General features: G+C 43.2%; 16 protein-coding genes. 8 read left to right on the forward strand and 8 right to left on the reverse strand.

Annotation, left to right across the window (positions count from 1 at the left end; genetic code table 11):
* The first annotated feature begins 54 nt into the window (after positions 1 to 54).
* From R8G66_09225 to R8G66_09240, 4 genes are all read left to right on the forward strand, one after another.
* Entirely contained in the window at positions 55 to 1,404 is a 1,350-nt protein-coding gene (locus R8G66_09225) for a RagB/SusD family nutrient uptake outer membrane protein (protein MDW3192536.1), read from the forward strand.
* A 165-nt stretch (positions 1,405 to 1,569) separates the two neighbouring features.
* Complete coding sequence (locus tag R8G66_09230) at positions 1,570 to 1,938, forward strand: hypothetical protein (protein MDW3192537.1); 369 nt, start codon at positions 1,570 to 1,572, stop codon at positions 1,936 to 1,938.
* A gap of 4 nt (positions 1,939 to 1,942) precedes the next feature.
* A complete protein-coding gene (locus R8G66_09235; GenBank protein MDW3192538.1) occupies positions 1,943 to 2,305 on the forward strand; it encodes a hypothetical protein in 363 nt (120 codons plus the stop codon).
* 16 nt (positions 2,306 to 2,321) lie between these two features.
* Positions 2,322 to 2,630 carry a tetratricopeptide repeat protein gene (locus R8G66_09240; GenBank protein ID MDW3192539.1) on the forward strand — a complete coding sequence of 103 codons (309 nt, stop codon included), beginning with the start codon at positions 2,322 to 2,324 and terminating at the stop codon, positions 2,628 to 2,630.
* A gap of 279 nt (positions 2,631 to 2,909) precedes the next feature.
* Here the strand turns inward: R8G66_09240 and R8G66_09245 are convergent, their stop codons facing one another.
* Complete coding sequence (locus tag R8G66_09245) at positions 2,910 to 3,878, reverse strand: alpha/beta hydrolase (protein ID MDW3192540.1); 969 nt, start codon at positions 3,876 to 3,878, stop codon at positions 2,910 to 2,912.
* Positions 3,879 to 4,006: 128 nt separating this feature from the next.
* On the opposite strand from R8G66_09245, the gene R8G66_09250 reads away from it, so the two are divergent.
* Positions 4,007 to 6,484, forward strand: coding sequence for a TonB-dependent receptor (locus R8G66_09250; protein ID MDW3192541.1), 2,478 nt, complete (start codon positions 4,007 to 4,009; stop codon positions 6,482 to 6,484).
* Positions 6,485 to 7,054: 570 nt separating this feature from the next.
* Here the strand turns inward: R8G66_09250 and R8G66_09255 are convergent.
* The 4 genes from R8G66_09255 to R8G66_09270 form a co-directional block, all read right to left on the reverse strand.
* Positions 7,055 to 7,918, reverse strand: a complete 864-nt coding sequence (locus R8G66_09255) for a DUF5777 family beta-barrel protein (protein MDW3192542.1) — start codon at positions 7,916 to 7,918, stop codon at positions 7,055 to 7,057.
* Positions 7,908 to 8,447, reverse strand: a complete 540-nt coding sequence (locus R8G66_09260; GenBank protein ID MDW3192543.1) for a YceI family protein — start codon at positions 8,445 to 8,447, stop codon at positions 7,908 to 7,910. The genes R8G66_09255 and R8G66_09260 overlap by 11 nt, the downstream gene beginning before the upstream one ends.
* Before the next feature lie 12 nt (positions 8,448 to 8,459).
* Positions 8,460 to 9,260, reverse strand: coding sequence for a SprB repeat-containing protein (locus tag R8G66_09265; GenBank protein ID MDW3192544.1), 801 nt, complete (start codon positions 9,258 to 9,260; stop codon positions 8,460 to 8,462).
* Positions 9,261 to 9,407: 147 nt separating this feature from the next.
* Positions 9,408 to 9,884 (reverse strand): DUF2452 domain-containing protein, encoded by a 477-nt coding sequence (locus tag R8G66_09270; protein MDW3192545.1) that lies wholly within the window; start codon positions 9,882 to 9,884, stop codon positions 9,408 to 9,410.
* Positions 9,885 to 10,156: 272 nt separating this feature from the next.
* Between R8G66_09270 and R8G66_09275 the strand changes: the two genes are divergently transcribed.
* On the forward strand, positions 10,157 to 10,534 hold the full coding sequence (locus tag R8G66_09275; GenBank protein ID MDW3192546.1) for a DUF3127 domain-containing protein: 378 nt from the start codon (positions 10,157 to 10,159) through the stop codon (positions 10,532 to 10,534).
* On the opposite strand, the gene R8G66_09280 is transcribed toward R8G66_09275, so the two are convergent.
* On the reverse strand, positions 10,531 to 10,791 hold the full coding sequence (locus R8G66_09280) for a hypothetical protein (GenBank protein ID MDW3192547.1): 261 nt from the start codon (positions 10,789 to 10,791) through the stop codon (positions 10,531 to 10,533). The genes R8G66_09275 and R8G66_09280 overlap by 4 nt on opposite strands.
* 117 nt (positions 10,792 to 10,908) lie before the next feature.
* Between R8G66_09280 and R8G66_09285 the strand changes: the two genes are divergently transcribed.
* Positions 10,909 to 11,457 (forward strand): DUF2911 domain-containing protein, encoded by a 549-nt coding sequence (locus R8G66_09285; GenBank protein ID MDW3192548.1) that lies wholly within the window; start codon positions 10,909 to 10,911, stop codon positions 11,455 to 11,457.
* Here the strand turns inward: R8G66_09285 and R8G66_09290 are convergent.
* Positions 11,454 to 11,900, reverse strand: coding sequence for a DUF302 domain-containing protein (locus R8G66_09290; GenBank protein ID MDW3192549.1), 447 nt, complete (start codon positions 11,898 to 11,900; stop codon positions 11,454 to 11,456). The two genes, R8G66_09285 and R8G66_09290, sit on opposite strands and share 4 nt — an antisense overlap.
* 158 nt (positions 11,901 to 12,058) lie before the next feature.
* On the opposite strand from R8G66_09290, the gene R8G66_09295 reads away from it, so the two are divergent.
* Entirely contained in the window at positions 12,059 to 13,906 is a 1,848-nt protein-coding gene (locus R8G66_09295; GenBank protein ID MDW3192550.1) for a SpoIIE family protein phosphatase, read from the forward strand.
* A gap of 28 nt (positions 13,907 to 13,934) precedes the next feature.
* Here R8G66_09295 and R8G66_09300 read toward each other — a convergent pair whose 3' ends face one another.
* A complete protein-coding gene (locus tag R8G66_09300; protein ID MDW3192551.1) occupies positions 13,935 to 14,132 on the reverse strand; it encodes a hypothetical protein in 198 nt (65 codons plus the stop codon).
* Positions 14,133 to 14,161: the final 29 nt, after the last annotated feature.

Below are 14,161 nucleotides of genomic sequence, written 5' to 3' on the forward strand. Positions count from 1 at the left end.
TTGGGTATCAGGGAGTCCTTGTGGCAAACCTCCACCCAAGTAGAGATTAAACAGATGAAAAAGAATCAATATATCAATAGAATGATCGCTGCATTATTAGCGGTCGTAATCGTATCTTCTTGTTCCGATGAACTGGAGCCGGAACCCGCGCAATCTATTTCTGAAAATGTGGCTTTGTCCAGCCCTGAGAACATTCAGGCGGTGCTGATAGGCGCATATGATGAACTCGGAGTAAGCGACCTGTTTGGCGGAAACACGCTTCGAAATTCGGAGTTGCTTGCTGCGACAGATGAATTACTGTGGGCAGGAACCTTCAACGCACCTAGGGAAATGTTCAACAAGAACATGAACGCCGTAAATGGAGATGCTGCAGAGGTATGGCTGGAAGGTTATGAAACCATCAACATCAGCAACAACATCCTGAGTGGGTTGGATATCTTCACCGACCAGGCCGATGCAGACCGGGTAGAAGGAGAAGCCAAATTCATCCGGGCCATGGTGTATTTCGAATTGGTGAAGTTTTTTGGTTTACCATACGAAGCAGGTGCAACGAATAGCCAGTTGGGTGTTCCACTGGTGACCACCCCTACCCGTGGAATTACCGGAGACAATGACTTAGACCGCAGCTCTGTGGAGCAGATCTATGCACAAATATTGTCGGATCTGAATGATGCCGTCGCCAATCTACCGGAAACGAATGACATCTTCGCTTCCAGTTTTGCGGCACAGGCACTACGTGCCAGGGTTCACTTGCAAATGGGCAATTATGCACTGGCACTTACTGATGCTGATGCAGTGATTGCTTCTGGCAACTACTCACTCGTAGGTGCTTATGAGGACGCGTTCAATAATGCAGCCAACACCACCGAGGACATCTTTGCCATGCAAGTGAGTTCCCAGGATGGCCTGAATTCGTTGAACACCTTCTTTGCCACACCACAATTCGGCGGCCGGGATGGTGATATCATCGTACAGGCTGCGCACCTGGCACTTTATCCTGCTGGTGATGATCGTGGTGCATTTGTATATGAAGACGGAGGAACATTTACTGGTAAATTCACCAATCAGTTTGCGATTGTACCAGTAATCCGTCTGGCAGAAATGCACCTGATCCGTGCTGAGGCCAACGTCAGAGGAGGTACCACCACTGGAGAAACACCGTTGAATGACCTTAATACACTACGTACCCGAGCCAATGCCCCCGCATTGACCACTGCTACTTTAGATGACGTACTGATGGAACGCAGACTAGAATTAGCCTTTGAAGGCCACCGTTTGCACGATATCCGTAGAACTCAAGCCAATGTGGGAACATTCACTTACGACGCACCCGAGTTGGTATTCCCAATTCCGGAAAGAGAGATCAACGCCAATCCTAACCTGGTGCAAAATCCAGGATACTAGTAATCAGGTCACTTAAGTGGCCTAATTACTTTCTTAAGGGGGAAACCGCAAGGTTTCCCTTTTTTGTTGTTCCACTCAAATAATTGCTACTTAAACCTTTATTTACTATGTTAGGAAACACAAGGCAACTGTCTACGTTGCTTCTTACAGTAACATCATCGAAGCATGCAAAAGCTAAACCCTATATTCCAGGAAATTCTAGATGATCAACAAAAAAATGATCCTTTAAAAGGACAAGCAAAAGGAGGACTAGCTAAAGAACTTTTTAGCCCCGAAAGTTTATTGATGCTGTTACTCACTCACGGATTAAGGTCCATGATTCCGTTTTTCAAAGAATTGTTAGCGCTTGGATTCACGGCACTAAAGCTCAAGCAACAAGATATTGCCAATCAACTAAAAGCTTATGCCAAGGAAAAAGAACTGGATTACCACAAGGCAGAGAAGGCCGCCAATAAAATTGCCGGAAAGCTCGCCAAACACGCGACACAAGAAGTGATTGATGCTATTGAGGAAGGAGTCAAAGATGAAAAATGATGAAATGATCATAGTCCGCTTACGGACTGGTGATCTAATCGAAGACGAGAAACACCTGATCCACATCAATGACTTTAATGGCTACCCAGTCTACAAATCAGACCTGGTCAATATCCTCAATGAGATGCGCGAACAAGCATGGGCAAGGAATAATGGAAAAGCCATAGCGCTAGGTCAAAAAATATTTAACCACCTAAATGGAGATGGTATCCTCCGTAAATCATTAGCTAAGGCACAGGAATTACTACTAAAAAGTAATGAAATTTACAAGCAGTTAGATGTAAAAGAGCCTCTTGAGATTGCGTTGAATTTCAACAATCTAGGTAAAATATACGCTGATAAAAAAAGATTATTCATCATCACTTAAGTATTACAAGAAATCCTTGAAAATTTTACTCTCTGAAGGTTTATATCATAATGACTATACAGCAGGAATTTACAATAATCTAGGCAGCTTATATAGACAAAATGGCGAATTCGAAGAAGTATTAAATCACTTCAGAGAGTCACTAAATATAAGTTTAGAATTATATGGTTCTGAACACCCAATTCTAGCAAACACATTTAATAACATAGGGTTTGCTTTATTGAACCAAGATAAATGGGCTGATGGCAAGGATTATTTGGAAAAAGCTCTGCATTTAACAGTGAAATTCTATGGCGGCACAAATCGGTTAACTGCTAACATTTAATGTAATTTATCTATTGCAAACTTAAAGCTTGGGAACACTGAAATCGCTATACAAGAATCAAAGAAATCTATATTAATCTATATCGTCACATTAGGAACAAATCACCAAAACACTAAAAATGTTTCAATGCTGTTAGCAGATGCACTGAAAATAGCTGGAGTTCAGAATATTGAATCATACATTAATAATTGGATCAAAAGCATAAAAAAAGAGATCGAGCAATTCAACAAATGCCTAATAATTAGGCTGTCACTTTCATTTGTAGCGAGGATTATGCTCTCAAGAGGGGAATACTTGCTTCTGAACAAACTCCAACGCTCGATAATCCATCCAGCTGTAGGGGTCGCCTTTGATGGTGAAGCCAACGTGACCTCCGAATTTGGGCATTTCTAAGTAAACGTATTCGGATTGTTTCGCAATGTCAATGGGATAGCACCCTCCTCCGAGTAAGGGATCATTTGCAGCGTTACCGATCAAGACGGGGTACTTGACCTCAGGGAGGTACCGATCGCAGGTGGCTTGTTGGAAAAAGTCCTCAAGGCTTTCAAATCCGTGGAGGGGCACTGTGTACTTTTTATGGAATTCATCAAAATCCGTCATGGCTTCCAGCCCTTCCGTATCCAGTCCTTCGTGGGTTTCCGCCTTTAGGAAGATCTTCTTTTTGAGTTTATTCAGGAATCGATTTTCGTACAGGCCATTCCCTTTCACTTTGAGTTGGACGGCACTGTCTTTCAGGTTGCAGGGTACGGAGAATGTTGCCGCTCCTTTGATGGCGTCTGGCCTGTTTCGCGACTCACCCAGGTACTTCAAGGACATGCTCCCTCCCATTGAGAGCCCCATCAACACGATGGTATTGAATCCTTTCGTAACGGCATGATCCACCACGGAGGCCAGGTCATCAGTATCACCATGATGATAAAACCGGGGCAATCGATTCATTTCGCCACTGCAGCTCCGGCAATTCCAGGCCATCGCACTCCAGCCATTTTCCGCAAATAGCTTGGCGGGCCTCATTACATAGTGCCTTTCGGAGTTGCCTTCCAGACCATGGGTAATGATGACTAACTTATCCTTATCCGTTCCGAGCCAATCCAAATCCAGGAAATCACCATCTTCCAATTCAAGTCTTTCTCGCTGATAATCAACTCCTTCTATCTTGTAAAACATGGAAGGAACGACCGTTTCCATGTGCTTATTGAATAGAAACCAGGGGCGCTTGACGTATTGAGTTGAGGAAATGATTGGCATTGGTTTGTTAAAAGGTCTTAAAATCCACTTTATGGCAAAATTTTTGCTTTAAAATGACTCATTTGCCTATGACAAAAACAAGAATAGTTAAGTTGGATCGATTTGGTAGATTTGGCGCTTGAAAATTTATGAAGCTGTTGGAAAATATTAGGCGGGGTTGCTTTATCTTTTTTTTATCATTTTTATTCACCCCCATTCAGGCCCAGGTCATCAAGGTCTTTAATGCGACGACAAAAATCCCTGTCAATGATGTCTATGTAGTCAATGAGGAGCGTACCATTGCGGCCTTCTCTAAAAGAAATGGCACCATTGACCTCTCGGAATTTCCGGCTGAATCAAAGTTGGTCGTTCAACATCCCAATTATCAAAAGGTCCAAATTACGCTCGAAGACCTGATCAGCACCACTTCTCTTCCCCTACAAGAAAAAGTACTGGAGTTTGACGAGATGGTTGTTTCCGCGAATAAATGGGAACAAGATGAGCGTAAGGTTCCGAACGATATCATTGCAATCTCCGCAGAAACCAGTCAATTTCAGAATCCTCAAACGGCCGCAGACCTGCTTTCGAACTCGGGACAGGTATTCGTCCAAAAAAGTCAGCTTGGCGGCGGCAGTCCAAAACTTCGTGGGTTTTCGGCCAATGCTGTATTGTTAGTAGTGGACGGTGTACGCCTCAACAACGCTATTTTCCGAAGTGGAAATCTGCAAAATGTAATCAACATCGACCCCAATATTCTTGATCGTACGGAGGTAGTTTTTGGTCCCGGTTCAGTCATGTATGGAAGCGATGCGCTCGGTGGTGTCATGGACTTCCATACCAAATCTCCCAACTGGGCGGCAGATGAAGAAACGCACATTTCGGCGAATGCCATGCTTCGCTATGGTACCGCTGCCAATGAACGTACCGGACACTTCGATATCACCCTGGCTCAGGACGATATTGTCTATTTTGGTTCTTTCTCCCGTACCCTTTTTGGAGACCTGCGCGCCGGTAGTAATCGCTCCAATGGCTACGATGGTTTTTTTGAACGAACACACTACGTCCGAAGAATAGAAGGTGAAGATCGACTCATTGAAAATGACAATCCAGACATCCAGCGATTTTCAGGCTACCATCTGACTAGTCTACTGCAGAAGGTGAAGTGGCGCACTTCGGACAATACGCAGTTGACCTACGGTTTTTATTACAGTACCACAACCGATATTCCCAGATATGACCGGCTTACTATCCCCTTGACTGTTGGAACTGACAGCCTTGAGTATGCGGAATGGTACTATGGCCCACAAACCTGGCAAATGCACAATATCTCATTCAGTGATTTTCAGGAAACCAACTGGTATGATCAGATGCGTATCACCCTCTCCTATCAACGTTATGACGAGAGTCGACATGACCGACGTTTTGGAGATGATCGCCTGAGGAATCGCAAGGAAGAAGTAGATGTGATCACCTTCAATCAGGATTTTGACAAATCATTAAAAAATGGCACGCTGTTTTATGGTGTCGATGCATTCTGGAATGGAGTTGATTCAAGGGCACAACGTCAAAACCTGGTTACTGGTGAAATCACCCCAACAAGCACCCGCTATCCAAGTGAGGGGAGCGTCTATTGGTCTGGTGCGATCTACGGCAATTACCAGTGGGACCTATCACCAAATTGGGTCTTGAGCACAGGCGCACGATATAACCTGGTCCGTTTAACAGGGCGCACTAGTAACGAAGACCTGGCTGTTTTGTTGGCAGAAAATGACGGATCGGGAATTAATAACAACTCAGCAACTGCGGATATGTTTGAACAGGCTGATGTGACCAATCAGGCAGTCACCGGTAGCATTGGTGTGACTTTCAATCCTTCTAAAAAGACTAAATTAAGTGGCCTTGTATCTTCTGGATTTCGGTCACCTAATGTCGATGATGTAGGCAAACTCTTCGAACTGGATGATGAGACGATTGTGGTTCCTAATCCGGAATTGAAACCGGAATATTCCTATAACCAGGAAATAGGCTGGGAACAATACGTCAATGATCTGATCAGCTTTAACATCGTCGGTTATCACAGTTTTCTCACCAACGCGATCGTCAGAGGGGCTTCAAGTGTGGCCGGCAATGAACGGCTTTTGTTTGATGGGGCTGAATTGGCCATTCGATCTCAGGTCAATGCAAGTGGTGCACGACTTTACGGTGGGTCCGCAAGTATCAAAATGGAAGTTTCTCCAAATTGGTCTTTTTCTTCCACGATCAACATGAATGAAGGGAAAGAAACAGAAACAGATGAACCCTTGCGTCATGCTACTCCTATTTTTGGTCGTAGTAGTGTGAAGTACAAAAAGGGTGGCTTCCGATCAGAGTTTTTCGTGGATTACAATGGTGCTCGCACCCGTAGCAACATCCCTTCGAGTGAAATTGATGACAAACCTCATCTCTATACGGACACAGGCACACCTGCCTGGGCTACCTTGAATTTGAGACTGGGTTATTCACCGTCCAAGTCCATCACGGTAGAATCTGGTTTAGAGAACATCCTCGATCAACATTATCGACCTTACTCTTCCGGGATCAGCGCTCCGGGAAGGAACTTCTATTTTTCGTTGAAGGGGAGTTTGTAGAATATGCTTACCCGCGCATTTAAAATACGATATTCAATTTTTCCGAAGACAAGTTAGTGAGGACAAAAACTTAGGCGGCTACAGCCAGAGACTCCCATATGATTGCCTCAATATTTGCGCAAAATTTGAGTTACTGCAACAATCCAGGGAGTGACGGATTAAAAGTCTTCACCCAATCGTCCCTGAATCTCAGCATTTCTATTACATCTGGTACACTCGCATTGATTGTAAGGGAATCTGATTGGGGCCATGGGAAGTTTTCTGAAGCTGATTGATTTACTCTCGCATTCAAAATGCAGTACTTTATTTATCCTCGTTAAAAAAAGGACAAGAAATCAGGCAAGTTCATGGGGACACAAATTTGGGTGGCAGATTGATAATATAACCCAAGCATGGGTTCTTTTCGTCGAAAAGACCCTCTGTTAGGGTTGAGTTCAAAATAAAAAGGTCCAGACTTGGGCCTGGACCTTGGAACTTCTATTAAGTATCTTCTTTAATTCTGTTTTCTAATTCAACACTGATTGGGTTAACTTCAGAAAGTCGAAAACCCTATTAGGGTTTGAGCAACTTTTAATGTCCTCCTCCTATATTGAAGACCCGAGATACATTAAATCCAAAGTGAATGTCTCCGCTAAAGAAATCTCCCGTGGTTTCACCAATGAATCGCTCATTCATCTGCTGGGCATTGGTCAAATGCAATTGAAACACGTGACCACCCGTCTCAATATCAAATCCAATGGCCAGGGCATTGGTGAATTGATCGCTCTTGTCAGATAGTTGGTGGTAATATTCTGCGTTGATCGCTAATCGTTGGTTAAGTTTCACTCTACCGCCAACACCCAAAGCCAACAGATCATTGGCATCCTCTTCTGATGGCACCAGGTTCCGGTGCATATAAGTAGGCATCAGTTGAAAGGAGAAGCTGGAATTAAACTTCCTGGCCACCAGGACCTGATAAGTATAAACCCATCGATGCTTAGACTCAAAATCTGCCCCATTGTTCGGAAAATCAATGGTTTGAGTAGTCGCAGTTGCCAATCCTGTTAATGTTACTGGCATGCTGTTCGATTGTCTCAACAATTTATACTTAGCAAAGCCATCATAAACTTTATTGAAGGAAGATCGACCTACCCCAACATTGAGGTTGTCAGTGATCCCATACTCTAATCCGAATCGAATCGACGCGTTATCTAGCCCGAACAGCTCATCTACGCCTGAATTGAGTCGTCCAAATCGGTGACTGATCACAAATTCCAATACTTGTTTAGTCCTTGTTTCGATCGAATGACCATTGATCAAGCGCGTACTTTTAAACGTCGCAATCGCATAGGTCTTGTCTTCAGGAGCTGTACTATTCAGAATGTCTAATAATTCATCCTGTGCCTGGGTAGCAAAGGCACCCAGGATAAAGCATAGAAAAAGCTTAATTCTCATAAGGCTTGTAAGTGAATTTCACAGTGACCTCTACGGTCTCGGCGATGTTGTAAAAAACTGCTTTGGGTATCTTGATTTTATAATCTTGCAATTGGATCTGAAAGACCGCATCTACAATAATATTGTCACCATTCTTTACCACAGTCCCTTTCAGGTCGACTTCATTGGTCCTGCCATGAATGGTCATTTCCCCTTTGGCGGTCACTTCTTTATCTGGATTGCTCCAATCTACACCTTCCAATTGTGCGGTTAATTTTGCTTGGGGATACTTGTCAGACTCCAGGTAGTTTTCATTGAAGTGTTCCTGCATCAATTTTTTCTCAAATTGAAAACCTGTAATTGGTACAGTCGCAGCTATTTGATTAGATCCAAGGTCCAACACGCTTCTGGCCTCTTCATTGGTAGCCTCAATGTCCTCTAAAGGTGCATCGGAAAAGAAACGAATATAACTTTCACTACTCAGGTATTTTTGAGCAATGGCGTTAGTGCCCGTCAAAGCGATGAGGGCGAAAAAGATAAAAGTTCTCATAAAAATATTTTCTTAATTATTTAAAGCACCATCATTTACCCAGCAATCGATCTGGTCTTGTAGCTCCTGGCTGATGAAACCTGAAGGAGGCATCGGTTGTCTTCCAGCATCTAATCCGAGGGCTCGTACACGAATTCTTGCAGCTGATGCGATCACTTCGTCGGGAGTATTCATCAAAGGGCTTCTGGAGTCTCCGTGACATCCCGAAAGGGCACAATTATCAGTGATAATCGGCATGATGTCATCTGCTAAAGTCACGTCAGAAGTCACATTGATGGTCTGCGTGGTAGTACAACCGTCAGAATCTCTTGCTGTAATTTCATATTCATCAGGAGCCAAATTGGCAAAGTCGCTTGCGCTTTGGAAGGTCCCACCATTCAATGAAAACTCATAAGTTCCTGTTCCTCCGGTGACATCTGCAGCAATGGAGCCGTTATCCTCACCACAATCAGCAACACTCACCGATAGGCTAAGGGTAATACCATCATTGGATGCCAGGACAAAATCAGTTGATCCAGTACAACCTTCACTATCTCGAGCAAAGACCGAATATGTTCCAGCACCCAATCCGGTAAAATCAGGTGAAGGCTGGTAGTTGATCCCATCGAGACTGTAGGAAAAATCAGTAGAACCGGATGCGGAAATTTGGATCTGACCTGTATCAGTACAGCCTGGTAAGGCTATTGGAGTGGCTTCAACCACGATCGTTTTGGTGTCACAAGCGGGCAACAGATCTTCAATGCTGTCACTTGCACAACCTGATAAAAGCAGGATATAAATAGCAAAGGCGGATACCTGCGATAGTTTTCGCATGATTGTTACGAGTAAATTTTAAATGAATATACTAAAATGTTGGATAAGCTTGTCTCGTCAGACACCTCGCATCCGATGACAAGCTATGTCCAGTAGCTAAAAATTATAAAGTGAAACGCCCCTTGCGCAAGGCATTTGTCACCTATACTACAAATCCAATGCTTCGGTTGCCTCGATAATTTCCCAGGTGTGATCAGAAAGTAATTTCACTTTTCCAATGTACTCTTTGAATGGAAAAGAACGCCCCCATTCTTTAGGTCCGACCATGCTCAGCACATCCTCACCCGATTTTCGCTGATACATATAATACTCTTTACCGATCACCGGCTGAAATCCCATTCCCGCCACATAAATACGCTCAGAGATCTCTACACGCTTCTTGAGATATTGCGCCTGTTGAACCAGGGTCTGCATCTGTTCAAAAAGTTGTTGAAACTGTCGATCTGTCTGATCATGCATCGCTGCAACGGCATTGCCTTTGATCCGACCTTTGTCTTCCGGCTTAATGATGGCACTCCCAACGGAGTGTGCATATTGAATCAATCCAGGGTAATCGGCAATCTTATCTTTCTCTTTCTCCAGATCAATGGCAGAAATGTCAATTTTATTTTTATTCGTCTCCATTTGGTTCTGTCACTCGTTCTTTAAGATTTTTTTTAGCCCCGGGCCATGTTGTTCTCTGACTGATGTCGTACCCAATAAACATCATGATGAGCAAGAAGATTACGGCCAGTATGAAAAAAATTTTCTTGGATCTTTTCATTTCACTATTTGCAACTCCAAATTTGACGAATAGTTTAATTAAGTGGAGTGAATAAGGTCAGAAATTACAAGGTGTGATCAATCTGAACCTGGAACACGCCAAAGTCATTAAAAAAAGATAGCAAAACCATCCGATGAATATCAAAGGCCGACTGATTGAGAAATTTGACACTCAGCAAGTATCTGATTCCTTTAAAAAACGGGAATTCGTAGTAGAGTACGCAGAAAATCCGCAATACCCCGAACTCCTCAAATTTGAATTGATCCAAAGCAACTGTGAACAGTTGGATCAGCTTGAGTTGAATTCGGATATTTCAGTCACTTTCAATCTAAAGGGCAGAAAGTGGACAGACAGACAAGGTAAAGTAGTTTATTTCAACAGTCTGCAGGCATGGCGCGTAGAAGCCGCTGCGGGTGCCGCAAGTCCATCAGAAGGAACTCCTCCTCCACCAGAGGAGCCCAATTGGATGTCAGAAAACAGTGCTTCGGATGATGAAGATCTGCCTTTCTAACCGCGTTTCTTCCTAAAAGTAATGGGAATATAATCATCAGTGGGAATCCCGATATGGGCCAGGTCCCACTCACTGTGGTAGCTTTTCACCAAATTTTTGATGCACTCTACCCGGTCTTCCGTAGGAAAAGGACACTCATCCCAATAAAAGATTTCCACTCTGTAATTATATTGCTTTTTAATTCCATTGATTTTTACCTCAACTTCAATGTCCTGTTCTTCGTTAAGTCGAGGGATTTCGATGCCTATTACGCCCATGGTATATCAGTTTAATAATTTCATAACAAAAAGCATACCTAACCGTATAAGCGATTGATTACCAGCATGATGATGAAAGTTAGCAATTGCAAAAGTGACCGCTTTTTGAACAGAAATATGTACGCCATAAGGCACATACGAACACACCTCCCACTCCTACTTGTTACAGGTGTATTTCTCAGCTGTTTCTCCTGTGTAAGCATCAAAGACGGGGACAAAAGCATGCGTCCATCTCCACCTATGGCGGACACTTCCATGGTACGCACCACCCAGGTTACCATCAATTACAGTACACCTGGAGTCAAAAAGCGGAAATTACTAGGTGGTCTGATCCCAATTGATAAGGTTTGGCGTACTGGAGCCAACGAAGCAACGATATTCACTAATGACAAAGACCTGGTGGTAATGGGACAGCTGTTACCGAAAGGGCGCTACGCTTTCTTTACAAAAGCATCCAAAGATTATTGGCAAATCATTTTTAATAAAGAGTGGGATCAGTGGGGCGCCTACAATTATGACTCTTCAGAAGATGCCATACGTATTCAGGTATTGCCTTATCAGGTAGACGAGTTTCAAGAACGGATGCTCATCAAATTCAAAGACGAACAGTTACTCTTCCATTGGGGAAATTTTCAATATACGCTGGAATTGGAAGAAGTGAACTAACGCTGCCGAATGGCCTCATTGACAACTCTCACCATAAGTCCCGTCATTTTCTGAAGTATTTCCGGGCAATCCTGGATCATGAACCGCTTTCTCATGAAAGCTGGATCAATGAAACCGATGTACACATCTTCATTTTCTTCCCAAACCATAACTTTCAAAGGCAGGTCCAACGCCGATGTTTGCTCACATGAGATCAATGCAGAAGTCAGTTCAGGATCTTCAAAAAGGATCACATTCGTAGAATCAATGGTATACCCATTTTCCGTGGCAATCTCGTGGTGATGTACGGTTTCAAAGAATTTAAGGCCTTTTTCAGCAATAATTTCCTCGATCTTTGTAGTCGTTTCATCTACTCCCAAATTACTTCTGAAAATGGTCAGATTTTGAGCATAGCAGGTAATGGTAACTAAACCAAACAGCAGGACTGCAAGGAACTTTTTCATTGATCTCATATCTGTCGTCACGTGAAAATACGGAGGTGAACAATTAAAAAACAACATAAAAAGTCTTTAATTACAATATTTTTGTCAGAGCTAGTGTACAGAACCCTAATGAATATCCTGTACACAGGGTACTAACATACCGACCAAACTCTTCGAGCATGAACATATATACTAAGCTTACTGTCCTTTGTTTGTTCCTGGTAATAACCAGTTCAGTAGCCTTAATATTTTTCTCTAACCGACAATTTTCTAAGCAATTTCAGGAAGAGATTACCAGTGGTCTTCAAGAAAGGACCACTATCGTAGCACAACAGGTAATCAATTTTCTGGAAGAACGCGCCAGTGAAATCTCCTTCGCCGCCAATCAAAATGAACTGAATACAGCCAAGCTCAATCAGCTGACTGAATTGCACAATGGTTACATGGCTTTTTCACAAATGGACATCAACCAGATCAAAGTGGCTGAAAGTTCCAACGGCATTGGTGACATTCCAAATGGCGTATGGGAAATCCTACAAAGTGGAACAGACCAGGCCATCTCCATTGAAAAAACTGGAACTGCTGTTGCCTTGTACATAGCCTCTTCTATTCCGAATTCCGGAGCAGTTGTCGCTAAAATGAGGACCAGCGCCATGTTCAAAGATCTTGATAGTGATGCTGAAGCTTTGGCTTTTTACCTGATTGATCAAAAAGGTCTTATTCTATATACCAACGATGGCCCGGAGCGGGCATTGAATGAAAGCTTTGATAATTATAGCCAGATCAAAGATCGTGGCACCAGCGCAATCGAAATGATTGAAACCAATGATCAGTATTTAATGGTCAAAAAACTCAATGTAGCGAACACATCCAATTGGTCGCTCGTATTTGAGGTAGATAAATCTGTGGTACTCTCTCCTATTGGTAATATTCAATCTTCGTTGATCATTGCCGTGGTGATCATTCTTGTCATTGTTGCCCTGCTGGCTCTGGTTGCGGCCAATATTTTTGTGAAACCGATTATTCAGCTCAGTAAGGTCGCCGAGGAGATCGGAAATGGCAATTTGAAGGCGAAGGTTGATATTCAGTCAAAAGATGAGTTAGGCAAACTGGGAGAGCAGCTCAACAGCATGTCTGAACGACTTGATAAAATATTGAACGAGGAAAAAGAACTCAGCAATCAGCTAGGCTCTCAGGCTTCAGAGCTGGAAGATCAAAAGAACCAACTCGAAATTGCTCATGCCCAAATCACTTCGAGCCTAGATTACGCCCAGAGGATCCAATCTTCGATGTTACCTACCAACTCGGAATTGCGAAGGAATGTCATGGATTCTTTTATCTTCTTCCGTCCTAAGGATGTGGTAAGTGGTGACTTCTTCTGGTTTGAGAAAGTACGTAGAGGCCGTAGTGAATTCCTGATCCTTGCAGCGGCAGATTGTACCGGACATGGTGTCCCTGGAGCAATTATGTCCATGATGGGTGGAAACCAGCTAACGAACATCATCTACTATCAGAACTACATAGAGCCAGAAAAGATCCTTGCCCGACTCGACAAGGCCATCAAATTTGAGCTTTATCGTGATGAACAAGTGACTCAACGTCGTGATGGAATGGAAATCATGGTATGCGTCATTGACCTGGATTCTCTGGAAATGAAATTTGCAGGAGCGGGCATGCCATTACTCCGACTGCCAAAAGAAGGAGAAATGGAAGTACATAAGAGCCCAAGACTCATGATTGGCGGTGTAGAAGGAGATGACGAGAAAGAGGTTGAAGAACAGTTTAAACTGGAGACCATGCAGCTGGATGAAGGAGATAAGATCTTCTTAGCCTCTGACGGATTCCAGGATCAGTTTGGCGGACCGGATGACAAAAGATACATGGCTAGAAACATGAGAAGGTTCCTGGAGAAAAATCGGGACTTGAAAATGAAAGAAGTAGGCGGTAAGGTTGAGCAGGAATTTGATCGCTGGAAGGGAGAGCAAGATCAGACAGATGATGTGCTACTTATCGGTGTAGAGTTGTAAAACAAAAAAAAGCCTGATCTCAAAGAGATCAGGCAATCATATCTTCTTTTACTTGTAATTCGTATAATTCATCCATCCATTTATTTAGGATGGAAAGCGCCTCATCTGAAAGCTCAAGATCATCCGAGGGTTCTTGTAATCCAGAAACATCTACACCGATATCACGAAGCTCAGGAATTGATTTTAGCACAATTCTTGGCCATGATTGCGGGGTGATGTTTTCCATACACCAATTTTTATAATTGATTGCCTTCA

It is taken from the genome of Cytophagales bacterium, from assembly GCA_033344775.1.
Lineage (GTDB): Bacteria > Bacteroidota > Bacteroidia > Cytophagales > Cyclobacteriaceae > JAWPMT01.